This is a genomic window from Streptomyces sp. URMC 123 (genome assembly GCF_051386515.1).
Classification (GTDB): domain Bacteria; phylum Actinomycetota; class Actinomycetes; order Streptomycetales; family Streptomycetaceae; genus Streptomyces.
Genome location: NZ_JBPQTV010000050.1, coordinates 1 through 26,995, shown reverse-complemented (window position 1 = coordinate 26,995; position 26,995 = coordinate 1). Strand labels below are relative to the sequence as shown.

At 71.7% G+C, this 26,995-nt stretch carries 24 protein-coding genes and 1 pseudogene; 24 read left to right on the top strand and 1 reads right to left on the bottom strand.

Features of this window, described 5'->3' with window-relative positions; all coding sequences use genetic code 11:
* Positions 1 to 37: 37 nt before the first annotated feature.
* The 24 genes and pseudogenes from nrtL (at position 38) to ACSNOD_RS09375 (ending at position 26,144) form a co-directional block, all read left to right on the top strand.
* Positions 38 to 1,201 (top strand): ArgS-related anticodon-binding protein NrtL, encoded by a 1,164-nt coding sequence (nrtL, locus tag ACSNOD_RS09490; RefSeq protein WP_436766357.1) that lies wholly within the window; start codon positions 38 to 40, stop codon positions 1,199 to 1,201.
* 103 nt (positions 1,202 to 1,304) lie between these two features.
* Entirely contained in the window at positions 1,305 to 2,696 is a 1,392-nt protein-coding gene (gene lysA / locus ACSNOD_RS09485) for a diaminopimelate decarboxylase (RefSeq protein ID WP_436766356.1), read from the top strand.
* 238 nt (positions 2,697 to 2,934) lie between these two features.
* Positions 2,935 to 4,227, top strand: coding sequence for a homoserine dehydrogenase (locus ACSNOD_RS09480; protein ID WP_436766355.1), 1,293 nt, complete (start codon positions 2,935 to 2,937; stop codon positions 4,225 to 4,227).
* Positions 4,228 to 4,234: 7 nt separating this feature from the next.
* Positions 4,235 to 5,320, top strand: a complete 1,086-nt coding sequence (gene thrC / locus ACSNOD_RS09475; protein WP_436766354.1) for a threonine synthase — start codon at positions 4,235 to 4,237, stop codon at positions 5,318 to 5,320.
* Between the two features lie 279 nt (positions 5,321 to 5,599).
* Entirely contained in the window at positions 5,600 to 6,643 is a 1,044-nt protein-coding gene (gene thrB / locus ACSNOD_RS09470) for a homoserine kinase (RefSeq protein WP_436766353.1), read from the top strand.
* A 398-nt stretch (positions 6,644 to 7,041) separates the two neighbouring features.
* The gene (gene rho / locus ACSNOD_RS09465) at positions 7,042 to 9,150 is read left to right on the top strand and encodes a transcription termination factor Rho (protein ID WP_436766352.1); all 2,109 of its coding nucleotides are present in this window, start codon (positions 7,042 to 7,044) and stop codon (positions 9,148 to 9,150) included.
* A gap of 330 nt (positions 9,151 to 9,480) precedes the next feature.
* A pseudogene (locus tag ACSNOD_RS09460) lies at positions 9,481 to 10,581 on the top strand (LCP family protein); the annotation flags it as partial.
* A 218-nt stretch (positions 10,582 to 10,799) separates the two neighbouring features.
* A complete protein-coding gene (rpmE, locus tag ACSNOD_RS09455) occupies positions 10,800 to 11,024 on the top strand; it encodes a 50S ribosomal protein L31 (protein WP_436766351.1) in 225 nt (74 codons plus the stop codon).
* 144 nt (positions 11,025 to 11,168) lie between these two features.
* The gene (prfA, locus tag ACSNOD_RS09450; RefSeq protein ID WP_436766350.1) at positions 11,169 to 12,248 is read left to right on the top strand and encodes a peptide chain release factor 1; all 1,080 of its coding nucleotides are present in this window, start codon (positions 11,169 to 11,171) and stop codon (positions 12,246 to 12,248) included.
* 30 nt (positions 12,249 to 12,278) lie between these two features.
* Positions 12,279 to 13,166 carry a peptide chain release factor N(5)-glutamine methyltransferase gene (prmC, locus tag ACSNOD_RS09445; protein ID WP_436766349.1) on the top strand — a complete coding sequence of 296 codons (888 nt, stop codon included), beginning with the start codon at positions 12,279 to 12,281 and terminating at the stop codon, positions 13,164 to 13,166.
* Between the two features lie 73 nt (positions 13,167 to 13,239).
* On the top strand, positions 13,240 to 13,887 hold the full coding sequence (locus ACSNOD_RS09440; protein WP_436766348.1) for an L-threonylcarbamoyladenylate synthase: 648 nt from the start codon (positions 13,240 to 13,242) through the stop codon (positions 13,885 to 13,887).
* Entirely contained in the window at positions 13,884 to 14,567 is a 684-nt protein-coding gene (locus tag ACSNOD_RS09435) for a protein-tyrosine-phosphatase (RefSeq protein ID WP_436766347.1), read from the top strand. The genes ACSNOD_RS09440 and ACSNOD_RS09435 overlap by 4 nt, the downstream gene beginning before the upstream one ends.
* Before the next feature lie 172 nt (positions 14,568 to 14,739).
* Positions 14,740 to 16,014 (top strand): serine hydroxymethyltransferase, encoded by a 1,275-nt coding sequence (gene glyA / locus ACSNOD_RS09430; RefSeq protein ID WP_436766346.1) that lies wholly within the window; start codon positions 14,740 to 14,742, stop codon positions 16,012 to 16,014.
* 198 nt (positions 16,015 to 16,212) lie between these two features.
* Positions 16,213 to 17,517, top strand: a complete 1,305-nt coding sequence (locus ACSNOD_RS09425) for an MraY family glycosyltransferase (protein WP_436766345.1) — start codon at positions 16,213 to 16,215, stop codon at positions 17,515 to 17,517.
* Between the two features lie 233 nt (positions 17,518 to 17,750).
* Entirely contained in the window at positions 17,751 to 18,188 is a 438-nt protein-coding gene (locus ACSNOD_RS09420) for a hypothetical protein (RefSeq protein ID WP_436766344.1), read from the top strand.
* 243 nt (positions 18,189 to 18,431) lie between these two features.
* A complete protein-coding gene (atpB, locus tag ACSNOD_RS09415; RefSeq protein WP_436766359.1) occupies positions 18,432 to 19,226 on the top strand; it encodes a F0F1 ATP synthase subunit A in 795 nt (264 codons plus the stop codon).
* Positions 19,227 to 19,302: 76 nt separating this feature from the next.
* On the top strand, positions 19,303 to 19,554 hold the full coding sequence (gene atpE, locus ACSNOD_RS09410; RefSeq protein ID WP_436766343.1) for an ATP synthase F0 subunit C: 252 nt from the start codon (positions 19,303 to 19,305) through the stop codon (positions 19,552 to 19,554).
* 41 nt (positions 19,555 to 19,595) lie between these two features.
* Complete coding sequence (locus ACSNOD_RS09405; protein WP_436766342.1) at positions 19,596 to 20,141, top strand: F0F1 ATP synthase subunit B; 546 nt, start codon at positions 19,596 to 19,598, stop codon at positions 20,139 to 20,141.
* On the top strand, positions 20,138 to 20,953 hold the full coding sequence (locus ACSNOD_RS09400) for a F0F1 ATP synthase subunit delta (RefSeq protein WP_436766341.1): 816 nt from the start codon (positions 20,138 to 20,140) through the stop codon (positions 20,951 to 20,953). The genes ACSNOD_RS09405 and ACSNOD_RS09400 overlap by 4 nt, the downstream gene beginning before the upstream one ends.
* Before the next feature lie 122 nt (positions 20,954 to 21,075).
* Positions 21,076 to 22,647: a F0F1 ATP synthase subunit alpha gene (atpA, locus tag ACSNOD_RS09395; protein WP_436766340.1), complete on the top strand. Its 1,572-nt coding sequence runs from the start codon at positions 21,076 to 21,078 to the stop codon at positions 22,645 to 22,647.
* 2 nt (positions 22,648 to 22,649) lie between these two features.
* Positions 22,650 to 23,579, top strand: coding sequence for a F0F1 ATP synthase subunit gamma (locus ACSNOD_RS09390; protein ID WP_436766339.1), 930 nt, complete (start codon positions 22,650 to 22,652; stop codon positions 23,577 to 23,579).
* The gene (gene atpD / locus ACSNOD_RS09385) at positions 23,579 to 25,033 is read left to right on the top strand and encodes a F0F1 ATP synthase subunit beta (RefSeq protein ID WP_436766338.1); all 1,455 of its coding nucleotides are present in this window, start codon (positions 23,579 to 23,581) and stop codon (positions 25,031 to 25,033) included. Before ACSNOD_RS09390 ends, atpD begins: the two co-directional genes overlap by 1 nt.
* Positions 25,034 to 25,157: 124 nt before the next feature.
* A complete protein-coding gene (locus tag ACSNOD_RS09380; protein ID WP_436766337.1) occupies positions 25,158 to 25,532 on the top strand; it encodes a F0F1 ATP synthase subunit epsilon in 375 nt (124 codons plus the stop codon).
* A gap of 156 nt (positions 25,533 to 25,688) precedes the next feature.
* Positions 25,689 to 26,144, top strand: a complete 456-nt coding sequence (locus tag ACSNOD_RS09375; protein ID WP_436766358.1) for a DUF2550 domain-containing protein — start codon at positions 25,689 to 25,691, stop codon at positions 26,142 to 26,144.
* Positions 26,145 to 26,197: 53 nt separating this feature from the next.
* Here ACSNOD_RS09375 and ACSNOD_RS09370 read toward each other — a convergent pair whose 3' ends face one another.
* Entirely contained in the window at positions 26,198 to 26,848 is a 651-nt protein-coding gene (locus ACSNOD_RS09370; RefSeq protein ID WP_436766336.1) for a response regulator, read from the bottom strand.
* Positions 26,849 to 26,995 lie beyond the last annotated feature (147 nt).

The following is a 26,995-nucleotide window of genomic DNA, read 5'->3' as shown; positions in this document are numbered from 1 at the left end:
GCGCTACCCCGCGCCCCTCCTCCCCTACGCTGGACCCGTGACTCCCGCCGAGCTCTCCCGCACCGTGCTGCGCGCGGTGTGCCGTGCCGTCGAGGCCGGCGAGCTGCGCGGCGTGGCCGTGCCGGAGCGCGCCGTCGTGCGGCGCCCCCCGCGGCCGGGGTGCGGGGACTACGCCACCGGCATCGCGCTCCAGCTCGCCGGGCCCGCCGGCCGGCCCGCGCGCCGGGTCGCCGAGATCCTGCGGGACCGACTGGTCCAGGCCCCCGGAATCGCCGGGATCGAGATCGCCGACCCCGGCTTCCTCAACATCACCCTGGAGCGCGGCGCGCACGCCGACCTCGTACGACAGGTGCTCCGCGAGGGCCCCGCCTACGGCCACGCGCCCCGGCCCCCCTCCGCCCCCGACGCCGCGACCACCGTCGAGCTCCGCTTCGCCCGCGAGACCCGCGCCGCCGTCACCGCCGACGCGCTGCGCCGACTGCTGAGCGCCCGCGGCGTGACCGTCGTCACCCGCTGCGCGCAGCCGCCCGACCCCGCCTGGGCCGACCTCGGCGCCCTGCCGCAGGACGCCCCGCCGGAGGACGCCCTGCCGCAGCCCGAGCCCGTACGACCCGAGCTCGTACGACCCGCGCCCGTACGGCCCGAGCTCGTACGACCCGTGCCCGCCCCCGCCGACGCCGCCCATCTCCTGCGCACCCTCGGGCCCGACGCCACCCGCTGGGCCCTGCTGCGGCCCGCCGGCCACGACCACCCCCGCGTGGACCCCGGCCCGCTGCTCGCCCAGCGCGAGGCCAACCCCCTCTTCCGCGTCCGGTACGCCCACTCCCGGACCCGCGCCCTCCTCCGCAACGCCGCCGACCTCGGCCTCGCCCCCGACGCCTCGCCCAACGGCGACGGCGCCCTCGCGCTGAACGACGACCTCACCGACGACCCCGTCGGCGACCTCCTCGCCGCCCTCGCCGGCTACCCCGTCGCCCTCGACGCCGCCGCCCGGCACCGCGCCCCCGACCGGCTCGCGCGCCACTTGGAGACGACGGCCGACGCCTTCTTCCGCTTTCACGACACCCGCCCCCCGCTGCCGCGCGGTGACGAGAAACCCGGGGCCGCCCACCGGGCCCGGCTTGCCCTCGTCGAGGCGACCGGGACGGTGCTCGCCGGCGGCCTGCACCTGCTGGGCATCTCCGCCCCCGACCACCTCTGAACCAGCCCCCAAGAAAACCGCCGTCCGCCACCTCGAACCCGTACGCCCCCGCGGGCGCCCGTACGCCCCCCGCGCGCCCCGCACGTCCTCGAAGAGGTTCACCATGAGCCGTTCCGCCCACCCCGCAGGGCCCCGTCACGCCGATGTGCTGCCCGAGGGCCACTACAGCCCCCCGCCGGCCGACCTCAACGCCCTCGACGCCCGCGTCTGGTCCCGCACCGTCGCCCGCGACGCCGACGGCGTCGTCCAGGTCGGCGGCATCGATGTGAAGCGGCTCGCCGAGGAGTTCGGCACCCCCGCCTACATCCTCGACGAGGACGACTTCCGGGCCCGCTGCCGCGCCTGGCGCGACGCCTTCGGGTCCGAGGCCGACGTCTTCTACGCCGGCAAGGCGTTCCTCTCCCGCGCCGTGGTGCGCTGGCTGCACGAGGAGGGGCTCAACCTCGACGTCTGCTCCGCAGGCGAGCTGGCCACCGCCCTCTCCGCCGGCATGCCCGCCGAGCGCATCGCCCTGCACGGCAACAACAAGTCCGCCGAGGAGATCGAGCGGGCGGTCGAGGCGGGCGTCGGGCGGATCGTGCTCGACTCCTTCCAGGAGATCGTCCGCGTCGCCCACATCGCCGAGCGGCTCGGGCGCCGCCAGCGGGTCCAGATCCGGGTCACCGTCGGCGTCGAGGCCCACACCCACGAGTTCATCGCGACCGCGCACGAGGACCAGAAGTTCGGCATCCCGCTCGCCGGCGGCCAGGCCGCCGAGGCCGTGCGGCGCGCCCTGAAGCTGGACCACCTGGAGCTGCTGGGCATCCACTCCCACATCGGCTCGCAGATCTTCGACACCTCCGGCTTCGAGGTGGCGGCCCACCGGGTGGTCGGGCTGCTGAAGGAGGTGCGCGACGAGCACGGCGTCGAGCTGCCCGAGATCGACCTCGGCGGCGGCCTCGGCATCGCCTACACCCCCGCGGACGACCCCAGCGAGCCGCGGGACATCGCGGTCGCGCTGCGCCAGATCGTCACCCGCGAGTGCGCCGCGGCCGGGCTGGCCGTGCCCCGGATCTCCGTCGAGCCGGGCCGCGCCGTCGTCGGACCGTCCGCCTTCACGCTCTACGAGGTGGGCACGGTCAAGCCGCTGCCGGGGCTGCGGACGTACGTCAGCGTCGACGGCGGGATGTCGGACAACATCCGCACCGCCCTGTACGACGCCGACTACTCCGTCGCCCTGGTCTCCCGCGCCTCGGACGCCGAGCCCATGCTCAGCCGGGTGGTGGGCAAGCACTGCGAGTCCGGCGACATCGTCGTACGGGACGCCTTCCTGCCCGCCGACGTGGCGCCCGGGGACCTGCTCGCCGTGCCCGCGACCGGCGCCTACTGCCGCTCCATGGCCAGCAACTACAACCACGCGCTGCGGCCGCCGGTGGTCGCGGTGCGCGGCGGCGAGGCCCGGGTGATCGTGCGCCGGGAGACCGAGGACGACCTGTTCCGGCTGGACGTCGGATAATCGAGGCGTCGCACGACGCGGCGGCCCGGGACCGGCGAGCACGGCCCCCGGGCGGCCGGCCCCCGGCCGGACCCGGCGAGGTCCGGCCGACACCCGTCGGAGACCTGGCCGACACCCGCCGGAGACCCGGCGGATACTCGAACGAGAGAGAAGTCTCGAAATCTGGAACGGGCGCCGGAAAGGCCCGTCCGGTGGGTGAGACTGGTGTGACACCACGATGCATGAGAAACGAGGTCGGATGATGCGTACGCGTCCGCTGAAGGTGGCGCTGCTGGGCTGTGGAGTGGTCGGCTCAGAGGTGGCGCGCATCATGACGACGCACGCGGACGACCTCGCCGCCCGGATCGGCGCCCCGGTCGAGCTGGCCGGGATCGCCGTCCGCCGCCCGGACCGGGTCCGCGCCGGGGTGCCCGCCGAGCTGGTCACCACCGATGCGACGGCGCTGGTCAAACGCGGCGACATCGATGTGGTCATCGAGGTCATCGGCGGCATCGAGCCCGCCCGCGGCCTGATCACCACCGCCTTCGAGCACGGCGCCAGCGTGGTCTCCGCCAACAAGGCGCTGCTCGCCGAGGACGGCGCCGCGCTGCACGCCAAGGCCGAGGAGCACGGCGCCGACCTCTACTACGAGGCCGCGGTGGCCGGTGCCATCCCGCTGGTCCGCCCGCTGCGCGAGTCGCTGGCCGGCGACAAGGTCAACCGGGTGCTCGGCATCGTCAACGGCACCACCAACTTCATCCTCGACAAGATGGACACCTCCGGCGCCGGCTACAGCGAGGCGCTCGACGAGGCCACCGCGCTGGGCTACGCCGAGGCCGACCCCACCGCCGACGTCGAGGGCTACGACGCCGCCGCCAAGGCGGCCATCCTCGGCGGGATCGCCTTCCACACCCGCGTCACCATCGAGGACGTGCACCGCGAGGGCATCACCGAGATCACCGCGGCCGACATGGCGTCGGCGAAGCGGATGGGCTGCACGGTGAAGCTGCTGGCGATCTGCGAGCGGGCCGCCGACGGCCGGTCGGTGACCGCCCGCGTCCACCCGGCGATGATCCCGCTCAGCCACCCGCTGGCCTCCGTCCGCGGCGCCTACAACGCGGTCTTCGTGGAGGCCGAGGCGGCCGGCGAGCTGATGTTCTACGGCCCGGGCGCCGGTGGCTCGCCCACCGCCTCCGCCGTCCTCGGCGATCTGGTGGCCGTCTGCCGCAACAAGGTCAACGAGGCCACCGGCCCGGGGGAGTCCGCGTACACCCGGCTGCCGGTCGGCCCGATGGGCGACGTGGTCACGCGCTACCACATCAGCCTGGACGTCGCCGACAAGCCGGGCGTCCTCGCCCAGGTCGCGACGGTCTTCGCGGAGCACGGGGTGTCCATCGACACCGTGCGCCAGCAGGGCAAGGACGGCGAGGCCAGCCTCGTCGTCGTCACCCACCGCGCCCCCGACGCCGCCCTCTCGGCGACCGTCGAGGCGCTGCGGGGGCTCGGCACCGTGCGCGGTGTGGCGAGCATCATGCGGGTCGAAGGGGAGTAAGGAAACCATGTCTGCAATCGTCGACCGGCCCACCGGCACCCATCAGTGGCGGGGCATCATCGAGGAGTACCGCCACCGGCTCCCGGTGACCGAGACGACGCCGGTCGTCACGCTGCGCGAGGGCGGCACCCCGCTGGTGCCCGCGCAGGTGCTCTCCGAGCGCACCGGCTGTGATGTTCATCTCAAGGTCGAGGGCGCCAACCCGACCGGGTCCTTCAAGGACCGCGGCATGACGATGGCCATCACCCGCGCGAAGGAAGAGGGTGCGCGGGCCGTCATCTGCGCCTCCACGGGCAACACCTCCGCCTCCGCCGCCGCGTACGCCGTGCGGGCCGGGATGGTCTGCGCGGTGCTGGTGCCCCAGGGCAAGATCGCGCTGGGCAAGATGGGCCAGGCGCTGGTGCACGGGGCCCGCATCCTCCAGGTGGACGGCAATTTCGACGATTGCCTCACGCTCGCCCGGGAATTGTCCGAAAAGTATCCGGTGGCTCTGGTCAATTCGGTCAACCCGGTGCGTATCGAGGGCCAGAAGACCGCCGCTTTCGAGATTGTCGACGCGCTCGGCGACGCGCCCGACATTCATGTGCTGCCGGTCGGCAACGCCGGCAACATCACGGCGTACTGGAAGGGCTATCAGGAGTACGCGGCGGACGGCCTGGCCGCCCGCAGGCCCCGCATGTGGGGCTTCCAGGCCTCCGGCTCGGCCCCCATCGTGCGCGGCGAGCCGGTGCGGCAGCCGCACACCATCGCCACCGCGATCCGGATCGGCAACCCCGCCTCCTGGCGGTTCGCCGAGCGCGCCCGGGACGAGTCGGGCGGCCTCATCGACGAGGTGACCGACCGTCAAATTCTGGCCGCCTACCGGCTGCTCGCCTCCCAGGAGGGCGTCTTCGTCGAGCCCGCGTCCGCGGCGAGCGTCGCCGGGCTGCTGAAGGCCGCCGAGCTGGGCCTGGTCGACCCGGGCCAGCGCATCGTCTGCACGGTCACCGGCAACGGCCTGAAGGACCCGGACTGGGCCGTCGCCGGCGCCCCGCAGCCGGTCACCGTCCCGGTCGACGCCGACGCGGCCGCCGGGCGGCTCGGCCTGGCGTGACCCTCCCGGCGGCCGGGCCCCGCGCAGTCCGCGGGGCCCCGCCGCCGAGCGGCCCGCGGGTGCCGGGTCGCCGAGCGGCCCGTGGGGCCCGGGCCGCCAAAACGGGGCGCGCGCCCTATGTCGCCGCAGAACCTTCCTTCGATACGCTGGCAGGCGAACCCCGTCCCGCCGCAGATTCCCCATCGCCGTGCGAGGCCCTGTCGCGGCCCTGGGCGGGGCGCCTCCCGGCTCTGTCGGAGGCAGTTCCTTCAGTTCCACACCAAGGAGAGTCATCGAGCGATGGCCGGTCCCGCATTCCGCGCCGCCGCCGTTCGGGTGCGCGTTCCCGCATCCAGCGCCAATCTCGGCCCGGGCTTCGACGCCTTCGGTCTGGCCCTGGGGCTTTACGACGACGTGGTCGTCCGGGTCGCGGACTCCGGGCTGCACATCGATATCGCGGGCGAGGGCGCCGACACCCTGCCGCGGGACGAGAACCACCTGCTCGTACGGTCGATGCGCACCGCGTTCGACGTGCTCGGCGGTCAGCCCCGGGGGCTGGAAGTGGTGTGCGCCAACCGCATTCCGCACGGCCGCGGCCTGGGCTCCTCCTCGGCCGCCATCTGCGCGGGCATCCTGGCCGCCCGCGCGGTGACGATAGGCGGCGCCGAAAGGCTCGATCAGACCGCCCTGCTCGAGCTGGCGACCGAGATCGAAGGACACCCCGACAATGTCGCGGCGTGTCTGATGGGCGGATTCACGCTCGCCTGGACCGAGGCGGGAGCCGCGCGGGCGATCAGGATGGACCCTTCGGACTCCGTCGTTCCGGTGGTTTTCGTGCCGTCCCGCCCGGTGCTCACGGAGACCGCGCGGGGCCTGCTGCCCCGCACCGTCCCCCATGTGGACGCGGCCGTCAACGCCGGCCGGGCCGGACTGCTCGTGGAGGCCCTGACCAGGCGCCCCGAGCTGCTGCTGGCCGCCACGGAGGACCGGCTCCACCAGGAGTACCGTTCTCCGGCGATGCCGGAGAGCATCGCCCTGGTCAACCGGCTGCGCTCGGAGGGCGTGCCCGCGGTCGTCTCCGGCGCCGGCCCCACCGTGCTGGCGCTGGCCGAGGACGGCGCGGCCGACAGGATCGCCCGGCTGGCGGGCGAGGGCTGGGCGGCGAACCGCCTGGCCTTCGACACGGCGGGGGCCGGCGTGCTGCCGCTCGTCGTCGGCCGGCCGGGGCCGGAGGATTCGGCGGACGGCGGCGACCCGGCCGCGGTCCGCGCCTCCGCGCACACCGGCCACCCGGGGGACACGGCCGCCCCGGGCGGCACCGCGGCGGGCCGTACGCCCGCGTGAATTACCGACCGGCCAGGAACAGAATTGATGGCCGGTCCTGGAGAGGGGGAATGTTTGTTGGGTCCGGTAGTGTTAACCTCAAGTCTGCACTCGACGTCTTCGTGGCGCGGTGCTCCGTGTCCCCATTTGGGACCACCTTTCTTCCGGGAGCCTCCCACACTGCCTGAGCAGCCTGCCTGAGCAGTTTCCGAGCAAGCTCCGGAATCGGCGCGACGGACATGAGTGACGCCACAGGTCGGCGTCAGCGCATCTCCCCGCTCCGAACCATCGAAATTCTCTCCGCCGCACACGGCGGAATACCGCCCCGGCCCGGTTCGCAGATCCAGAACCGCAAGCCGGACAGCACAACCGGTCGCCGAGCCAGACAGGCCGACGCCCGCTCCAGGGAAGGACCCTTCGTGAGCGACACCACCGATCTGATGGGCGTGACTGCCGACAACACCGTCGGCACAGCCTCCGCGCCCGCCACGGACGCTCCCGCCGCGCCTGCCACCGGTGCTGCCACCGCTGCTCCCAGGCGCCGCCGCTCCGGCACCGGCCTCGAGGGCATGGTCCTCGCCGAGCTCCAGCAGGTTGCCTCCGGCCTCGGCATCAAGGGCACCGCGCGGATGCGCAAGAGCCAGCTGATCGAGGTCATCAAGGAGAAGCAGGCCGCGGTCGGCTCCGGCGCCGCCAAGAGCCCGGACACCGCCGCCTCCGCCGAGTCGGCCGAGACCAAGCCCAAGCGCCGCGCGACCTCCAAGGCCCGCACCGGCGACAGCGCCGGCGCGGCCGACAAGCCCGTGGCCCAGCAGCAGATCGAGATCCCCGGCCAGCCGGCCGGTGGCACCTCCCAGGCCGCGGGCTCCGCGGGAGACGACCAGCAGCCGGCCGGCGAGCGCCGTCGGCGCCGGGCCACCGCTCAGGCGGGCAGCCCCGAGTCGGCCACCGCCACCGCCACCGACGTCAAGGTGGAGGCCGCGCCCAAGGCCGAGCAGGCTCCCAAGGCCGAGGCCGCCACCGCGGTGGCCGGCCAGGAGTCCGCCGAGGGCCGCGGCAAGGCCGCCGACCGTCAGGAGCGGGGCCAGAAGGGCGACCGCCGTGACCGCGGCGAGCGCGGTGAGCGGGGCGAGCGGGGTGACCGCGGCCAGCGCGACCGTGACCGCGATCGCGACCGTGACCGTGACCGCCGGGGCAAGGGCGAGGACGCCGGCCAGCAGGGCAGCGGCCAGCGCCAGCAGCAGGGCCGCGGCCAGGGCGCCGGCGTGCCGCAGGACGACTTCGACGACGAGGCCGGTGGCCGTCGCGGCCGCCGTGGCCGCTACCGCGACCGGCGTGGCCGCCGCGGCCGCGAGGAGTTCGCGAACGAGCCGCAGGTCTCCGAGGACGACGTGCTGATCCCCGTCGCGGGCATCCTCGACATCCTCGACAACTACGCGTTCATCCGCACCTCCGGCTACCTGCCGGGCCCGAACGACGTCTACGTCTCGCTCGCCCAGGTCCGCAAGAACGGCCTGCGCAAGGGTGACCACGTCACCGGCGCCGTGCGCCAGCCCCGCGAGGGCGAGCGCCGCGAGAAGTTCAACGCCCTGGTCCGCCTCGACTCGGTGAACGGCATGGCGCCCGAAACCGGCCGCGGCCGCCCGGAGTTCGGCAAGCTGACCCCGCTGTACCCGCAGGAGCGGCTGCGCCTGGAGACCGACCCGGGTGTGCTGTCGACCCGGATCATCGACATGGTCGCGCCCATCGGCAAGGGCCAGCGCGGTCTGATCGTCTCGCCGCCGAAGGCGGGCAAGACGATGATCATGCAGGCGATCGCCAACGCGATCACGCACAACAACCCCGAGTGCCACCTGATGGTCGTCCTCGTCGACGAGCGTCCGGAAGAGGTCACCGACATGCAGCGGTCGGTGAAGGGCGAGGTCATCTCCTCGACCTTCGACCGCCCCGCCGAGGACCACACCACCGTCGCCGAGCTGGCCATCGAGCGCGCCAAGCGCCTCGTCGAGCTGGGTCACGACGTGGTGGTCCTGCTGGACTCCATCACCCGTCTGGGCCGCGCCTACAACCTGGCGGCGCCCGCCTCCGGCCGCATCCTGTCCGGTGGTGTCGACTCCACCGCGCTGTACCCGCCGAAGCGCTTCTTCGGCGCCGCGCGGAACATCGAGGACGGCGGCTCGCTGACCATCCTGGCCACCGCGCTCGTCGAGACCGGCTCGCGCATGGACGAGGTGATCTTCGAGGAGTTCAAGGGCACCGGCAACATGGAGCTCAAGCTCGACCGGAAGCTCGCCGACAAGCGCATCTTCCCGGCCGTGGACGTGGACGCCTCCAGCACCCGCAAGGAGGAGATCCTGCTCGCGGGCGACGAGTTGAACATCGTCTGGAAGCTGCGCCGGGTGCTCCACGCCCTCGACCAGCAGCAGGCGATCGAGCTGCTCCTCGACAAGATGAAGCAGACGAAGTCCAACGCCGAGTTCCTGATGCAGATTCAGAAGACGACGCCCACGCCGAGCAACGGCGACTGATCCGTCGCGTGCTCGGCCCCCGGGGCCCTTCCCACGCCGTCCAGCGGCGCGGGGAGGGCCCCGCGTCATGTGGCATTCCGGACGTTCGAGACCTTCGCCACACCCGATCGCGCCGCGCCTGGCCGGAAACCGAGCCCCGAAATGGGCGGAAAGCCCAGGTGAGAGCGGTTGAGGGGGATCTCGCCCACCTGCTCGGACGCGAGCGTTCCCCGAGAAGGTCCTTCCGCGCGCCGTGCAACCCTGCGTCGGAAGTCCCCGTCTGACAAGAGGCACAGACCAAGCCTGGCCAGGTCGGCAGGGGGTAACCGAACAGCGAGGACTGAGGAGCAGATGACGGACCAGAGCAGGAGCGCCCAGGCCCCTTCGCAGCGCGGCGGCCGACGGGGTGGCGGCCGCCGGCGCAAGGCCCCGAGCGGACGGCGCAAGGCGCTGACGATCACTTCCTGGGGCGCGGCGACCGTGGTGCTCCTCGGCGGCGCGGGTCTCGGTTATGTCTACTTCAAGTTCAACGGCAATCTGAAGGGCGTCGACATCAACGCCGCCCTGGGGCCGGACCGCCCCGAGAACATCAACAACGGATCGACCGACATCCTCGTGCTGGGCTCGGACACCCGTAAGGGCGCCAACACCGAGTACGGCCGTGACGAGGGCAGTGCCCGCTCCGACACGGCGATGATCATCCATGTCTACGAGGGCCACAAGAAGGCCAGCGTGGTCAGCATCCCCCGGGACACCCTGGTGCCCCGGCCCGAGTGCAAGCGCACCGACGGCGAGGGCGGCACGGCCCCCGCGGTGCGGCGGGCGATGTTCAACGAGGCGTACCAGATAGGCGGCCCGGCCTGCGCGGTGAAGACCGTGGAGGCGCTGTCCGGCATCCGGATGGACCACTACCTCGAGGTCGACTTCAGCGGCTTCAAGAAGCTCATAGACGAGCTCGGCGGGGTCCGGCTGAGCACCAGCAAGCCGATCAACGACAAGAGCAGCCACCTCAACCTTCAGGCCGGTGACCACACCCTCAACGGGGAGCAGGCGCTGGGCCTGGTCCGCACCCGCAAGGGCGTCGGCGACGGCAGCGACCTGGGGCGAATACAGCTCCAGCAGGCCTTCATCAAGGCGCTGATGAACCAGGTCAAGGACATCGATCTGTTCGGCAACCCGGCCCGGCTGATCCGGCTCGGCGACACCGCCACCAAGACGATCACCACGGACTCGGAGCTGAACTCCGTGGACAAGCTGCTCGACTTCGCGAACGGCCTCAAGGGCATCGGCTCCGACAACATGCACATGGTGACCCTGCCGGTCACCTACTCGTCCTCCGACCCCAACCGGGTCGTCCCGCTGGAGCAGCAGTCCCGGATGGTCTGGGACGCCCTCCGCCTCGACCAGGACATCCCGGCGCAGGCCACCAAGGACTCCGCGGGGGTACGGGCCCGGGCACCGGCCCCCGTACGGCCACGCCGCCCCCGTACGCGTCTGACCTGCGGTTTCGTCGTCCGTGCCGCCCCGCCGCCGGGCCGGGGAATAGTTCCCGCCCGCACCCGGTTTGGGGAGATGCGGCCAGTACTGGCAAACTGGTCCGTCGGCCCCGGTTCACGTACGGGCAAGCCCGCCCGCACGACCCGGCGCCCTCCCGAACCTAGGAGATTCCCTTGAAGCGCGACATCCACCCGGAATACGTCGAGACCCAGGTGAGCTGCACCTGCGGCGCCTCGTTCACCACCCGTAGCACCGTCGCCGACGGCACCGTCCGCGCCGACGTCTGCTCCGAGTGCCACCCGTTCTACACGGGCAAGCAGAAGATCCTCGACACCGGTGGCCGCGTGGCCCGCTTCGAGGCCCGCTTCGGCAAGAAGGCCGGGTCCGCCCAGAAGTAGCGACCCGAAAGGCGCCGGTCTTCGGTCGCCCCGAGCAGGGGCGACCGGACCGGCGCTTTGCCGTCCCGCAGGCCGGCCCCGCACCCGCCCGTCCCGGGCACCCACCCGTCAGGGCCAAGCAACCACGCGTAAGGAACGAGTCCGATGTTCGAGGCGGTCGAGGACCTGGTCGGTGAGCACGCCGATCTCGAGAAGCAGCTCGCCGACCCCGCGGTCCACTCCGATCAGGCCAACGCCCGCAAGCTGAACAAGCGCTATGCCGAGCTGACCCCGATCGTCACCACCTACCGTGCCTGGAAGAGCATGGGGGAGGACATCGAGACCGCCCGCGAGTTCGCCGCGGACGACCCGGACTTCGCCGCCGAGGCCAAGGCGCTGGAGCGGCGGCGCGAGGAGCTCACCGAGCGGCTGCGGCTGCTGCTGGTGCCCCGCGACCCCAGCGACGACAAGGACGTCATCCTGGAGATCAAGGCCGGCGCGGGCGGCGACGAGTCCGCCCTGTTCGCCGGCGATCTGCTGCGGATGTATCTGCGCTACGCCGAGCGCGTGGGCTGGAAGACCGAGATCATCGACGCCACCGACTCCGAGCTGGGCGGCTACAAGGACGTCCAGGTCGCGGTCAAGACCAAGGGCGGCAACGGCGCCACCGAGCCCGGCCAGGGCGTCTGGGCCCGGCTGAAGTACGAGGGCGGGGTGCACCGCGTGCAGCGCGTGCCCGCGACCGAGTCCCAGGGCCGCATCCACACCTCCGCCGCCGGCGTGCTCGTCACGCCCGAGGCCGAGGAGATCGACGTCGAGATCAACCCCAACGATCTGCGGATCGATGTGTACCGGTCCTCGGGCCCCGGCGGCCAGTCGGTCAACACCACCGACTCCGCGGTGCGCATCACCCATCTGCCGACCGGTGTCGTCGCCTCCTGCCAGAACGAGAAGAGCCAGCTCCAGAACAAGGAGCAGGCCCTGCGCATCCTGCGCTCGCGGCTGCTGGCCGCGGCCCAGGAGGAGGCCGAGCGGGAGGCCGCGGACGCCCGGCGCAGCCAGGTGCGGACCGTCGACCGCTCCGAGAAGATCCGCACCTACAACTATCCGGAAAACCGGATCTCCGACCACCGCGTCGGCTTCAAGGCGTACAACTTGGACCAGGTGCTCGACGGCGACCTGGACGCGGTGATCCAGGCGTGTGTCGACGCCGACTCCGCGGCCAAGCTGGCCGCCGCGGAGTGAGCGCTCCCACGCGACGGCTGGAGGACTGACGTGCAGCGATCATCCGCGGGGCGGCCCCGTAACGGGGCGTCCCGGTCCGTGCTGCTTGCCGAGGTGGCCCAGGCCACCCAGCGGCTCGCCGACGCCGGCGTGCCCTCGCCGCGTTTCGACGCGGAGGAGCTCGCGGCGTTCGTGCACGGCGTCAAGCGCGGCGAGCTGCACCTGGTGGACGACGCCGACTTCGACGCCCGCTACTGGGAGGCGATCGCCCGCCGCGAGGCCCGCGAGCCGCTCCAGCACATCACCGGCCGGGCGTTCTTCCGCTACCTGGAGCTCCAGGTCGGCCCCGGCGTCTTCGTGCCCCGCCCCGAGACCGAGTCGGTCGTGGGCTGGGCCATAGACGCCGTCCGCGCCATGGACGTGGTCGAGCCGCTGATCGTGGATCTGTGCACCGGCTCCGGCGCCATCGCGCTCGCCCTCGCCCAGGAGGTGCCGCGCTCGCGCGTGCACGCCGTGGAGCTCGACGAGGGCGCCCTGCGGTGGGCCCGCAAGAACATCGAGGGCTCCCGGGTGCGCCTCCACCACGGCGACGCCCTGACCGCGCTGCCCGAGCTCAACGGCCAGGTCGACCTGGTGATCTCCAACCCGCCGTACATCCCGCTCACCGAGTGGGAGCAGGTGGCGCCCGAGGCCCGCGACCACGACCCGGAGCTGGCGCTCTTCTCCGGCGAGGACGGCCTGGACACCATCCGCGGCCTGGAGCGCACCGCCCACCGGCTGCTGCGCCCCGGCGGTGTCGTCGTCATCGAGCACGCCGACACCCAGGGCGGCCAGGTGCCGTGGATCTTCACCGAGGAACGGGGCTGGGCCGACGCCGCCGACCACCCCGACCTGAACAAGCGGCCGCGGTTCGCCACGGCCCGGCGGGCCACCCCATGACGGCCCGCGCCGCCGCACGAGCGGCCCAGCGACAGACGACTCCGCAGGAGCCCCAGCCAAGGGAGGCCCGTTAATGGCACGGCGATACGACTGCACCGACGCGACCGACCGCAAGACCGGCCTGCGCGAGGCCGCGTCCGCCGTCCGCCGCGGCGAGCTGGTCGTGCTGCCCACGGACACGGTGTACGGCATCGGCGCGGACGCCTTCAGCCCCGAGGCCGTCGGTGACCTGCTGGAGGCCAAGGGCCGCGGCCGGGGCATGCCCTCGCCCGTCCTGGTCGGCTCCCCGAACACCCTGCACGGCCTGGTCACCGACTTCTCCGAGCTGGCCTGGGAGCTGGTCGACGCCTTCTGGCCCGGCGCGCTGACCCTGGTCGCCAAGCACCAGCCGTCCCTCCAGTGGGACCTGGGCGAGACCCACGGCACCGTGGCCGTGCGCATGCCGCTGCACCCCGTCGCGATCGAGCTGCTCACCGAGGTCGGCCCGATGGCGGTGTCCAGCGCCAACCTGACCGGCCACCCGGCGCCCCAGGACTGCGACGCCGCGCAGGAGATGCTGGGCGACTCCGTCTCCGTCTACCTGGACGGCGGTCCCACCCCCGCCGCCGTGCCGTCGTCGATCGTCGACGTCACCGGCAAGGTGCCGGTGCTGCTGCGCGCGGGGGCGATCTCCGCCGAGCAGCTCCGGGAGGTCGTACCCGACCTCGAGGAGTCCAATTGACCGCCCCTGAGGGGCGTGGCATAGCGGACTGCGACCTGGCCGGCCCGGCCCCGGAATCGGGCATCGACTCCGGCGCGTTCCGCATCCTCCACGTCAGCACCGGCAACGTCTGCCGCTCGCCCATCACCGAGCGGCTGACCCGCCACGCCCTCGCGCACCGCCTGGGCGACCCCGCCGCCGGCGGACTGGTCGTCGAGAGCGCCGGCACCTGGGGCCACGAGGGCGCGCCCATGGAGGCCCACGCCGCGACCGTCCTCGCCGACCTCGGCGCCGACCCCGCCGGTTTCGTCGGCCGCGAGCTGCTCGACGAGCACGTCATCCGGGCCGACCTGGTGCTCACCGCCACCCGCGACCACCGCGCCCAGGTGATCTCCATGGGCCACTCGGCCGGGCTGCGCACCTTCACCCTCAAGGAGTTCACCCGGCTGGTGCGGGCCATAGACCCCGCGACGCTCCCCGACCCGGAGCCCGCGGGCACGGTCGTGGACCGCGCCCGCGCCCTGGTGCGGGCCGCCGCGGCGCTGCGCGGCTGGCTGCTCGCCCCCAGCGCGGAGGCCGACGAGGTGCACGACCCGTACGGCGCGCCCATCACCTTCTTCCGCTCCATCGGCGACGAGATCAACCAGGCGCTCGACCCGGTCGTCACCGCGCTCACCGGGGTCCCCGCCCGGACCCGCTAGCCGGCGCGGGCGCGCCTCCACACGGCCGACGCGACCGGCGAGCGCCTGCGCACCGCCCCCCACGGGCCTACATTGGGCATGTCAGCTGCTCCCCTCCGTACGGTCCCGTGTGCCCACCCGCCGCGACGAGCGGGCCGGCCGGCGGGCCCGCACACGGCCGAAGGTCGGTGCCATGGCGGTCAGACTCGCGGACACGACGACATCCACCCACTGGGGCCCGGACTTCGGCGCGCTGCGCCGCCAGGACCCCGAGCTGGCCGGGCTGCTCCTGGCGGAGCTGGACCGGCAGACCACCTCCCTCCAGCTCATCGCCGCCGAGAACTTCACCTCCCCGGCGGTGCTGGCCGCCCTCGGCTCGCCGCTCGCCAACAAGTACGCCGAGGGCTACCCCGGCGCCCGCTACCACGGCGGCTGCGAGCTGGTGGACCTGGCGGAGCGGCTCGCGGTCGAGCGGGCCGCGGCCCTCTTCGGCGCCGACCACGCCAATGTGCAGCCGCACTCCGGCTCCTCCGCGGTGCTCGCCGCGTACGCCGCGCTGCTGCGGCCGGGCGACACGGTGCTGGCCATGGCGCTGCCGCAGGGCGGCCACCTCACCCACGGCTCCCCGGCCAACTTCTCCGGCCGCTGGTTCGACTTCGTGGGCTACGGGGTGCACCCGGCCACCGGGCTGCTCGACTACGACCTGATCCGCGACCTCGCCCACGAGCACCGGCCCAAGGCCATCGTCTGCGGTTCCATCTCGTACCCCCGGCACCCCGACTACGCCGCGTTCCGGGAGATCGCCGACGAGACCGGCGCCCATCTCATCGCCGACGCCGCGCACCCCATCGGGCTGGTCGCCGGGGGAGCGGCGCCCAACCCGGTGCCGTACGCGGACGTGGTGTGCGCGACCACCCACAAGGTGCTGCGCGGGCCGCGCGGCGGGCTGCTGCTGTGCGGGGAGCGGCTCGCCGAGCGCATCGACCGGGCGGTGTTCCCCTTCACCCAGGGCGGTGCCCAGATGCACACCGTGGCGGCGAAGGCGGTGGCCTTCGGCGAGGCGGCGGCGCCGGCGTTCACGGCCTACGCCCATCGGGTGGTCGACAACGCCCGCGTGCTCGCCTCCGCGCTGGCCGCCGAGGGGCTGACGGTGTTCACCGGCGGCACCGACACCCATCTGATCTGCGCCGACGTGGCCCCCTTCGGCCTCGACGGGCGCACCGCGCGCGGCCGGCTGGCCGCCGCGGGCATCGTCCTCGACGCCTGCGCCCTGCCGTACGGGGCCCCGCCCCCGGCGCCGCCCACCGGCATCCGGCTGGGCACGGCGGCCGTCACCACCCAGGGGATGGGGGAGGCGGAGATGGCGCGCATCGCGGTGCTCATCGGGGCGGCGCTGCGCGGGGAGAGCTCGGCCCGGCGGGCGGAGGCGGGGGAGCTGGCGGAGCGCTTTCCGCCGTACCCCGGCTGAGCGAAGGGGCGTATCCCGGCCGGGAAAGAAGCGATCTTTATCCCGGCCGAACGCGTCCTGTGCCACGATCGGCACCGTCCGACGGGTGACGTGGCCGCGACCGGCGGTGGGGCCGGTTCCGCACCGCGTGCACACGCCCCACCCGGACGGGAATAGGCTGTGGGGCTGAGATGGCCAGCGATACCTCTGGGGCAGCCCGTGCGTGAATACCTGCTGACGCTGTGCGTCACGGCCGCGGTGACCTATCTGTTGACCGGGCCGGTGCGGAAGTTCGCCATCGCGGCGGGCGCGATGCCCGAGATCCGGGCCCGCGACGTGCACCGGGAACCGACCCCACGGCTGGGCGGCATCGCCCTGTTCGGCGGGCTGTGCGCCGGCCTGCTGGTGGCCTCGCACCTGACCAATGTCGGCAAGGTCTTCGAGATGTTCAACGAGCCCCGCGCCCTGCTGTCGGGTGCGGGACTGATCTGGCTGCTCGGCGTGCTGGACGACAAGTGGGGCGTGGACGCCCTGGTCAAGCTCGGCGGGCAGATGATCGCCGCCGGTGTGATGGTGATGCAGGGCCTCACGATCCTGTGGCTGCCGGTCCCCGGCATCGGCAATGTGGCGCTCACCCAGATGCAGGGCACGCTGCTGACCGTGGCGCTCGTGGTCATCACCATCAACGCCGTGAACTTCGTCGACGGCCTCGACGGCCTCGCCTCCGGCATGGTCTGCATCGCCGCCGCCGCGTTCTTCATGTACGCCTATCGGCTCTGGTTCGGCCACAACGTGGAGGCCGCGGCCCCCGCGACCCTCTTCGCCGTCGTGCTGATGGGCATGTGCCTGGGCTTCCTGCCGCACAACATGCACCCCGCCCGGATCTTCATGGGCGACTCCGGCTCGATGCTCATCGGGCTGGTGCTGGCCGCCGCGGCGATCTCCATCACCGGGCAGGTGGACCCCGACGCGCTCCAGCTCTTCACGGGCTCGGAGAAGGCGGCGGTGCACGCCACGGTCCCGGTCTACATCCCGCTGCTGCTGCCGCTGACCATCCTGATGGTGCCGGTCATCGACCTCTTCCTGTCGATCGTGCGCCGCACCTGGAACGGCCAGTCGCCGTTCGTGGCGGACCGCGGCCACCTGCACCACCGGCTGCTGGAGATCGGCCACTCGCACAGCCGGGCCGTGCTGATCATGTACTTCTGGTCCGCGCTGATCGCCTTCGGGACCGTGGCGTACTCCGTCAACTCCGCCAGCGTCTGGATCGTGCTGGCGATCGTGGCCCTGAGCGTGGTGGGGCTGGTCCTGCTCCTGCTGCCGCGCTTCACCCCGAGGGCCCCGATGTGGGCCCAGCGCATCGTCCCGCCGCGCTACCGCCGCCGGGTGCTGCCCGCCACCGAGCCGGCGCCCGCCGAGGTCAGGCCCCCGCTGGGAACCGGCGTCAGCCCGGCGAACGGGGCTACCGCGATCGGTGCCCGCTCGCGCTTCCGCGAACGCGACCACGCCCCTTCGGGAGGGTGATTTCCGGCCGTCAGCTCATCGGTGACGGGGGTGCCTCATATGTGTGACGGGACGCACACATGGTAGGTAAAGACCTCATCAAATAGTTTGTGATACCGTTCACGAAACCCGGTGGGCGGGCCGAGTGACCGTAGTGCGACGGTCGACCGGCATCCGATGACACGCCCCGGCCGGGCCTTACGCTCGTCCATGACGACACACCGATGCCCCCACCAGCAAGCGGAGATGCCGCCATGCCGTCCAATGACGCCCGCACCCTCCTGCACACCGCCGTACCCACCGCTGTCGCCGGCGCCGTCGCCGTCGTGATCAGCGCGGTGGTCGCCGGCGGTCAGGGAGCGGTCGGCGCGGTCGTCGGCACGGCCGTCGTCATCGCCTTCATGGGCATCGGTATGGTGGTGCTCCAGCGGACCGCGAAGCACCTGCCGCACCTGTTCCAGGCCATGGGTCTGATGCTCTACACGGCGCAGCTGCTTCTGCTCCTCATCTTCATGGCCTTGTTCAAGGACACCACCCTCTTCCACCCCAAGGCCTTCGCCTTCACGCTGCTCGCGGCCACCATCGTCTGGGTGGCCGCGCAGGCGCGCGCCTATATGAAGGCCAAAATCCTTTACGTGGAACCCGAATCCACCAAGGGCGGGGACTCCGAGAAGACAAGGTCGTCGACGTGAGGGGTAGGGCCGGGATAAAGGCCCGTTCGAGATCCTGCTATCGTCCGGTGCCAACTGCGGCACTGCGGGCGCGGGCATCGGAGCTGACGCCTGTCCCAGCGCGAGGCTCGATGCCGGACCGCCGCCCCCACATCTGTAAGACGAGTCCAGTGCCGACCCGCGGCTGCGTGCCGCGCCGACACAACGAGGTTGCCATACCTATGCGCCACGCAGAAGGAGCCCGCGGTGAGTGCTGCTGACCAGATGCTCGCCTTTGACGCGAACTGCCACATCTTCTCCGGATGCGGCTTCCCGGCTCCGGGCCTTCACACCTTCCTCTACGAGCCCATCGCCACCTGGGGCGGCTACGAGCTCACGAAGCCGGTGCTGCTCGCGCTGGTGAGCTCGCTCGTGGTCATCGGTTTCTTCTGGGCCGCCTTCGCCAAGCCCAAGGTGGTTCCGGGCAAGCTCCAGATGATCGGTGAGGCCGGGTACGACTTCGTCCGCCGCGGCATCGTCTACGAGATCATCGGCAAGAAGGACGGCGAGAAGTACGTGCCGTTCATGGTGTCGCTGTTCTTCTTCGTATGGATCATGAACATCTGGTCCATCATTCCGCTGGCCCAGTTCCCGGTCACCTCGCTGATCGCCTTCCCGGCCGGTCTGGCGCTGCTCGTGTACGTGATGTGGGTCGGTCTGACCTTCAAGAAGCACGGCTTCGTCGGTGGCTGGAAGAACATCCTCGGTTACGACAAGTCGCTCGGCCCGATCCTCCCCGTGATCATGGTGCTCGAGTTCCTGTCGAACCTGATCATCCGGCCCTTCACGCACGCGGTGCGACTGTTCGCGAACATGTTCGCCGGCCACCTGCTGATCGTGATGTTCACCATGGCCACCTGGTACCTGATGAACGGCTTCGGCTTCGTCTACGCCGGCGCCTCCTTCGTCATGGTCCTCGTGATGACCGCCTTCGAGCTGTTCATCCAGGCCGTCCAGGCGTATGTCTTCGTGCTCCTGGCCTCCAGCTACATCCAGGGCGCGCTCTCCGAGCACCACTGAGCCAGCCCGCTCCCCGGAACCAACAGACGTCGGTGGCCAACCCCCACCGGTCCGTGAAAGAGAAGGAAGTAACGGCATGTCCGCTGCTCTCGAAATGGTCAACCTCGCCGCCAAGGACACGTTCTCCGGCAACGCCAGCGCGATCGGCTACGGCCTGGCCGCGATCGGCCCCGGCGTCGGCGTCGGCATCATCTTCGGTAACGGCACCCAGGCCCTCGCGCGTCAGCCCGAGGCGGCCGGCCTGATCCGCACCAACCAGATCATGGGTTTCGCCTTCTGTGAGGCGCTCGCCCTCATCGGCATCGTCATGGGCTTCGTCTACAAGTAAGCCGGACCGACAGCCCAATCCCTTTCACGGAAGGCACTGATGTGAACGCTCTGTTCCTTGCGGCGGCGGAGGAGCCTCAGAACCCCCTCGTCCCGCATCCCGACGAGCTCGTCATCGGCCTGATCGCGTTCGTCATCGTCTTCGGCTTCCTCGCCAAGAAGCTCCTCCCGAACATCAACCGTGTTCTGGAAGAGCGCCGTGCGGCGATCGAGGGCGGCATCGAGAAGGCCGACGCCGCTCAGAGCGAGGCCCAGAGCGTGCTCGAGCAGTACAAGGCTCAGCTCGCCGAGGCCCGTCACGAGGCCGCTCGGCTGCGCCAGGAGGCGCAGGAGCAGGGCGCCGCGCTCATCGCCGAGATGCGCGCGGAAGGCCAGCGGCAGCGCGAGGAGATCGTCGCCGCCGGACACGCCCAGATCGAGGCCGACCGCAAGCAGGCCGCCCAGGCCCTGCGCCAGGACGTCGGCAAGCTGGCCACCGACCTGGCCGGCAAGATCGTCGGTGAGTCCCTCGAGGACGTCGCCCGGCAGAGCCGCACCATCGACCGCTTCCTCGACGAGCTCGAGGAGAAGGCCGAGGCCGCCCGATGAACGGAGCGAGCCGCGAGGCGCTGGCTGCCGCGCGTGAGCGCCTCGACGCGCTGATGGACGGCACGTCCGTCGACGCCGGCGCCATCGCCGAACAGCTGGCCTCCGTCACCGCGCTGCTCGACCGCGAGGTGTCGCTGCGTCGGGTCCTCACCGACCCGGCGCAGTCCGGCGAGGCCAAGGCCGAGCTGGCCACCCGGCTGCTGAGCGGCCAGGTCGGCGGCGAGACCGTCGATCTGATCGCCGGCATGGTGCGGTCCCGCTGGTCGCAGTCGCGCGATCTGGCGGACGCGGTCGAGGAGCTGGCCGCCACGGCCGAGCTGGCCGCCGCGCAGCGGGCGGGCACGCTCGACAGCGTCGAGGACGAGCTGTTCCGGTTCGGCCGGATCGTGGTCTCGTCCCCCGACCTGCGGGCGGCGCTGACCGACCGGACGGCTCGGGGTTCGGCCAAGGCCGAGCTGCTGGGCCGGCTGCTGGGCGGCCGGGCCAACCCGGTCACCGAGCGCCTGGTCGTCCGCCTTGTGACCCAGCCGCGGGGCCGTAGCCTGGAAGCGGGGCTCGAGAGCCTCTCCAAGCTGGCCGCCGCGCGCCGGGACCGCATGGTCGCGGTCGTCACCTCCGCGGTGCCGCTCAGCGACCGGCAGAAGGAGCGCCTCGGCGCCGCGCTGGCCACGCTGTACGGCCGGCAGATGCACCTGAACCTCGATGTGGACCCCGAGGTCCTCGGCGGGATTCAGGTCCGCATCGGCGACGAGGTCATCAACGGGACCATCGCGGACCGCCTCGACGAGGCGACCCGGCGGATGGCCGGCTGACCAGCCACCAACTCAAGAGCATTTCACCAACGGCCCGAGTTGGGCCGTGCAGAGGATTCCTGGGGGTCAACCCCAGACCCCCAGAAACACTTCGGGCCCAACAAGGAGAGCAGGGAACCCAGATGGCGGAGCTCACGATCCGGCCGGAGGAGATCCGGGACGCACTGGAGAACTTTGTCCAGGCGTACAAGCCGGACGCGGCCTCGCGCGAGGAGGTCGGTACGGTCAGCGTTGCCGGCGACGGCATCGCGAAGGTCGAGGGACTTCCCTCGGTCATGGCGAACGAGCTGCTCAAGTTCGAGGACGGCACCCTCGGTCTCGCCCTCAACCTCGAGGAGCGGGAGATCGGTGCGATCGTCCTCGGCGAGTTCAGCGGCATCGAGGAGGGCCAGCCGGTGCGCCGCACCGGTGAGGTCCTGTCCGTCGCGGTCGGCGAGGGCTACCTGGGTCGCGTCGTCGACCCGCTGGGCAACCCGATCGACGGCCTCGGCGAGATCGAGACCGACGGCCGTCGCGCCCTCGAGCTGCAGGCCCCGGGCGTCATGGCCCGTAAGTCCGTGCACGAGCCCATGGAGACGGGCCTCAAGGCCGTCGACGCGATGACCCCGATCGGCCGCGGTCAGCGTCAGCTGATCATCGGTGACCGCCAGACGGGCAAGACCGCCCTGGCCGTCGACACGATCATCAACCAGCGCGACAACTGGCGCTCCGGCGACCCGAAGAAGCAGGTCCGCTGCATCTACGTCGCCATCGGCCAGAAGGGCTCCACCATCGCGTCCGTCCGCGGCGCGCTGGAGGAGGCCGGCGCCCTGGAGTACACGACGATCGTCGCGGCTCCGGCGTCCGACCCGGCCGGCTTCAAGTACCTCGCCCCGTACACCGGCTCGGCCATCGGTCAGCACTGGATGTACCAGGGCAAGCACGTCCTGATCGTCTTCGACGACCTCTCCAAGCAGGCCGACGCCTACCGCGCCGTGTCCCTGCTGCTGCGCCGCCCGCCGGGCCGTGAGGCCTACCCGGGTGACGTCTTCTACCTGCACTCCCGGCTGCTGGAGCGCTGCGCCAAGCTCTCCGACGAGATGGGCGCCGGCTCGATGACCGGTCTGCCGATCGTCGAGACCAAGGCCAACGACGTGTCGGCGTTCATCCCGACCAACGTCATCTCCATCACCGACGGCCAGTGCTTCCTGGAGTCCGACCTGTTCAACGCGGGCCAGCGCCCGGCGCTGAACGTCGGTATCTCGGTCTCCCGTGTCGGTGGCTCCGCCCAGCACAAGGCGATGCGCCAGGTCTCCGGCCGCCTCCGGGTGGACCTCGCCCAGTACCGCGAGCTGGAGGCGTTCGCCGCCTTCGGTTCCGACCTGGACGCGGCCTCCAAGGCGTCGCTGGAGCGCGGCAAGCGCATGGTCGAGCTGCTGAAGCAGGGCCAGTACGCCCCGTACTCCACCGAGGACCAGGTCGTCTCCATCTGGGCCGGCACCACCGGCAAGATGGACGACGTCCCGGTCGAGGACATCCGCCGCTTCGAGCGCGAGCTGCTGGACTACCTGCACCGCGAGCACAAGGGGCTGATGACCTCCATCCGCGAGGGCGCGAAGATGTCGGACGACACCCTTCAGGCCATCGCCGACGCCATCGCCTCCTTCAAGCGGCAGTTCGAGACCTCGGACGGCAAGCTGCTGGGTGAGGGCTGAGCATGGGCGCCCAGATTCGGGTTTACAAGCGCCGGATCAAGTCCGTCACCGCCACCAAGAAGATCACCAAGGCGATGGAGATGATCGCCGCCTCGCGCATCGTCAAGGCGCAGCGCAAGGTGGCGGCCTCCAGCCCGTACGCGACCGAGCTCACCCGCGCGGTCACGGCGGTGGCGACCGGCTCCAACACCCAGCACCCCCTCACCACCGAGGTCGAGGCGCCGACCCGCGCCGCGGTCCTGCTCGTCACGAGCGACCGCGGTCTGGCCGGCGGCTACTCCTCGAACGCCATCAAGGCGGCCGAGCGGCTCACCGCGCGGCTGACGGCGGAGGGCAAGGAGGTCGACGCGTACGTGGTCGGCCGCAAGGGTGTCGCCTACTACGGCTTCCGTGAGCGCAAGGTCGCGGACTCGTGGACCGGCTTCACCGACAGCCCGACGTACGCGGACGCCAAGGCGATCGCGGCGCCGCTGATCGAGGCGGTCCGCAAGGACACGGCCGAGGGTGGCGTGGACGAGGTCCACATCGTCTTCACCGAGTTCGTGTCGATGATGACGCAGACCCCGGTGGAGAACCGGATGCTGCCACTCAGCCTCGCCGAGGTCTCGCAGTCCGAGGCCGCGGAGAACGGGAAGAAGGGCGAGATCCTGCCCCTCTTCGACTTCGAGCCGTCGGCGGAGGACGTCCTCGACGCCCTGCTGCCGCGGTACGTCGAGAGCCGCATCTACAACGCGCTGCTGCAGTCGGCCGCCTCCGAGCACGCCGCCCGCCGCCGCGCGATGAAGTCGGCGACCGACAACGCCGAGGAGCTCATCAAGTCGCTCACGCGGCTTGCCAACGCGGCCCGCCAGGCCGACATCACCCAGGAAATCAGCGAGATCGTCGGTGGCGCGAGCGCCCTGGCCGACGCGACCGCGGGGAGTGACAAGTAATGACCACCACTGTTGAGCCGACCGCTGCGGCTGGCGTGGCCACTGGCCGCGTCGCCCGGGTCATCGGCCCGGTCGTCGACGTGGAGTTCCCCGTCGACGCGATGCCGGAGATCTACAACGCGCTGACCGTCCAGGTCGCCGACCCGGCCGAGGACGGCAAGCTCAAGACGCTGACCCTCGAGGTCGCCCAGCACCTGGGCGAGGGCCTGGTCCGCGCCATCTCGATGCAGCCCACCGACGGCCTGGTCCGCCAGGCCGCGGTGACCGACACCGGCGACGGCATCACCGTGCCCGTCGGCGACTTCACCAAGGGCAAGGTGTTCAACACCCTCGGTGAGGTGCTGAACGTCCCCGAGGCCAACGGCACGGAGACCGAGCGCTGGGCGATCCACCGCAAGGCGCCCGCCTTCGACCAGCTCGAGTCCAAGACCGAGATGTTCGAGACCGGCCTGAAGGTCGTCGACCTGCTGACCCCGTACGTCAAGGGCGGCAAGATCGGTCTGTTCGGTGGTGCGGGCGTCGGCAAGACCGTCCTCATCCAGGAAATGATCATGCGTGTCGCCAACCTCCACGAGGGCGTCTCCGTCTTCGCGGGCGTCGGCGAGCGCACCCGTGAGGGCAACGACCTCATCCAGGAGATGGAGGAGTCCGGCGTTCTCGACAAGACCGCGCTGGTCTTCGGCCAGATGGACGAGCCCCCGGGCACCCGTCTGCGCGTCGCCCTGGCCGGTCTGACCATGGCGGAGTACTTCCGCGATGTGCAGAAGCAGGACGTGCTGTTCTTCATCGACAACATCTTCCGCTTCACCCAGGCCGGTTCCGAGGTGTCCACCCTGCTCGGCCGCATGCCGTCCGCGGTGGGTTACCAGCCGAACCTGGCGGACGAGATGGGCCTCCTCCAGGAGCGCATCACCTCGACCCGTGGTCACTCGATCACCTCGATGCAGGCGATCTACGTCCCCGCGGACGACCTGACCGACCCGGCGCCGGCGACCACCTTCGCCCACCTGGACGCGACCACCGTTCTGTCGCGTCCGATCTCGGAGAAGGGCATCTACCCGGCGGTGGACCCGCTGGACTCGACGTCCCGCATCCTGGACCCGCGCTACATCGCGCAGGACCACTACGACGCCGCCATGCGCGTCAAGGGCATCCTGCAGAAGTACAAGGACCTCCAGGACATCATCGCGATCCTCGGTATCGACGAGCTGGGCGAGGAGGACAAGCTCGTTGTCCACCGTGCCCGTCGTGTCGAGCGCTTCCTGTCGCAGAACACCCACGCGGCGAAGCAGTTCACCGGTGTCGACGGTTCGGACGTTCCGCTGGACGAGTCCATCGCGGCGTTCAACGCGATCTGCGACGGCGAGTTCGACCACTTCCCCGAGCAGGCGTTCTTCATGTGCGGTGGCCTCGAGGACCTGAAGAACAACGCCAAGGAGCTGGGCGTCTCCTGAGCCCTTGAGCTCACCGGTGTCAGGGGCGGGCCCGTCCCGCCCCTGACCCGCGCGCCCGTTATTCTTTACACCCCAGTCTTTATCTGGACACCTGCCACGGCAGGTGGAGACCCGAGGAGCCACGTTGGCTGCTGAGCTGCACGTCGAGCTGGTCGCCGCGGACCGCAGTGTCTGGTCCGGCGAGGCCACCCTGGTCGTCGCGCGCACCACATCGGGTGACATCGGCGTCATGCCCGGCCACCAGCCGCTGCTCGGTGTGCTGGAGTCCGGCCCGGTGACCATCCGTACGAGCGAGGGCACCGTCGTCGCGGCGGTGCACGGCGGATTCATCTCGTTCGCCGACAACAAGCTCTCGCTGCTGGCGGAGATCGCCGAGCTGGCGGACGAGATCGATGTCGCGCGGGCCGAGCGGGCCCTGGAGCGGGCCAAGGCCGAGACCGACGCCGCCGCCGAGCGGCGCGCCGAGGTCCGCCTGGTGGCCGCGGCGGGCGGGCGCTGACCCGCCCCGGCGAGCCGAGAAGATGTATCTCAGCCGCGGATCGCGCTGGAACTCTCCAGGGCGGTCCGCGGCTGAGGCGATCGAAGAGGCCATACTGGCCGGTACCCCCTCAGCTACCGCTGGGCGGTACCCCCAAGCGAGGAAGGTTCGGTGGAGATGTTCCTCGCACTGCTGGTGAGCGGCGGGGTCGTGCTGCTGGTACTGGTCGGGCTCTTCGTGTTCGGCCTGCGCCGGCGCCTCATCCAGCGGTCCGGCGGCACCTTCGACTGCAGCCTGCGCTGGAACATCGACGTCTCGGCGGACGCCCCCGAGCCCAGCGGCAAGGGCTGGGTGTACGGCGTCGCCCGCTACAACGGTGACCGCATCGAGTGGTTCCGGGTCTTCTCCTACGCTCCGCGCCCCCGCCGGGTGCTGGAGCGCTCCGCCATCGAGGTGCTCTCCCGCCGTACGCCCCAGGGCGAGGAGGAGCTGGCCCTGCTGTCGGACGCGATCGTGCTGGGCTGTCTGCACCGGGGCACGCACCTCGAACTGGCGATGAGCGAGGACGCCCTCACCGGGTTCCTCGCCTGGCTGGAGGCAGCGCCCCCCGGTCAGCGCGTCAACGTGGCCTGACGGGGCACCGCGGCCCGCCGCCGCCCGGCGGAACGGGACGTCGCAGGCACGGCCTAGATGCCGAGCTCCTGCGCGAGGACCGCCGCCTGGACCCGGCTGCGCAGCTCCAGCTTGCCCAGCATCCGGCTCACATGGGTCTTCACCGTCGCTTCCGCCATCCCCAGCCGGACGGCGATCTCCGCGTTCGACAGGCCCTGCCCCACGCACGACAGCACCTCGCGCTCGCGCCGGGTGAGCGGCTCCAGCACCGCCGGGTCCGGCACGTCCTCCCGCGGCGGGGGCGTGGGCGCGGCGAACTCCGCGATCAGCCGTCGGGTCACCGCGGGGGAGATCATGCCGTCGCCGCGCGCCACCGTCCGTACCGCCTCCACCAGCCCGGCCGCCTCGCTGTCCTTGAGCAGGAAGCCGGCCGCCCCCGCGCGCAGCGCGCCGAAGACGTACTCGTCGAGGTCGAAGGTGGTCAGCACCAGCACGTCCGCCAGGCCCTCGGCCACCACCCGGCGGGTCGCCGAGACCCCGTCCAGCCGGGGCATCTGGATGTCCATCAGCACCACGTCCGGCCTCAGCTCGCGCGCCAGCCGTACGGCCTGCTCGCCGTCGGCCGCCTCGCCCACCACCTCGATCCCGGGGGCGGAGCGCAGGATGAGCACCAGTCCGGCCCGCACGGCGGACTGGTCCTCGGCGACGAGTACACGGATGGTCATGCCGGGTTGGTTCCTCTCTCGGTGAGCGGGGCACGGTGCCCCTGGCCGGCGGGCGCGCCCCCCGGCCGTCCGTCGCGTTCGGTCACGGGCAGCACGGCCCGTACCCGCCAGACCGTGGCACCCCCCGGGCCCCCGCCCGGCACCGGC

Excerpts from the sequence above, each read along its gene's own strand:
- lysA (WP_436766356.1), top strand. The coding sequence starts at position 1,305 with ATGAGCCGTTCCGCCCACCCCGCAGGGCCCCGTCACGCCGATGTGCTG.
- ACSNOD_RS09480 (WP_436766355.1), top strand. The coding sequence starts at position 2,935 with ATGATGCGTACGCGTCCGCTGAAGGTGGCGCTGCTGGGCTGTGGAGTG.
- thrC (WP_436766354.1), top strand. The coding sequence starts at position 4,235 with ATGTCTGCAATCGTCGACCGGCCCACCGGCACCCATCAGTGGCGGGGC.
- thrB (WP_436766353.1), top strand. The coding sequence starts at position 5,600 with ATGGCCGGTCCCGCATTCCGCGCCGCCGCCGTTCGGGTGCGCGTTCCC.
- prfA (WP_436766350.1), top strand. The coding sequence starts at position 11,169 with ATGTTCGAGGCGGTCGAGGACCTGGTCGGTGAGCACGCCGATCTCGAG.
- ACSNOD_RS09440 (WP_436766348.1), top strand. The coding sequence starts at position 13,240 with ATGGCACGGCGATACGACTGCACCGACGCGACCGACCGCAAGACCGGC.
- glyA (WP_436766346.1), top strand. The coding sequence starts at position 14,740 with ATGGCGGTCAGACTCGCGGACACGACGACATCCACCCACTGGGGCCCG.
- ACSNOD_RS09420 (WP_436766344.1), top strand. The coding sequence starts at position 17,751 with ATGCCGTCCAATGACGCCCGCACCCTCCTGCACACCGCCGTACCCACC.
- atpB (WP_436766359.1), top strand. The coding sequence starts at position 18,432 with ATGCTCGCCTTTGACGCGAACTGCCACATCTTCTCCGGATGCGGCTTC.
- atpE (WP_436766343.1), top strand. The coding sequence starts at position 19,303 with ATGTCCGCTGCTCTCGAAATGGTCAACCTCGCCGCCAAGGACACGTTC.
- ACSNOD_RS09400 (WP_436766341.1), top strand. The coding sequence starts at position 20,138 with ATGAACGGAGCGAGCCGCGAGGCGCTGGCTGCCGCGCGTGAGCGCCTC.
- atpA (WP_436766340.1), top strand. The coding sequence starts at position 21,076 with ATGGCGGAGCTCACGATCCGGCCGGAGGAGATCCGGGACGCACTGGAG.
- ACSNOD_RS09390 (WP_436766339.1), top strand. The coding sequence starts at position 22,650 with ATGGGCGCCCAGATTCGGGTTTACAAGCGCCGGATCAAGTCCGTCACC.
- atpD (WP_436766338.1), top strand. The coding sequence starts at position 23,579 with ATGACCACCACTGTTGAGCCGACCGCTGCGGCTGGCGTGGCCACTGGC.
- ACSNOD_RS09375 (WP_436766358.1), top strand. The coding sequence starts at position 25,689 with ATGTTCCTCGCACTGCTGGTGAGCGGCGGGGTCGTGCTGCTGGTACTG.
- ACSNOD_RS09370 (WP_436766336.1), bottom strand. The coding sequence starts at position 26,848 with ATGACCATCCGTGTACTCGTCGCCGAGGACCAGTCCGCCGTGCGGGCC.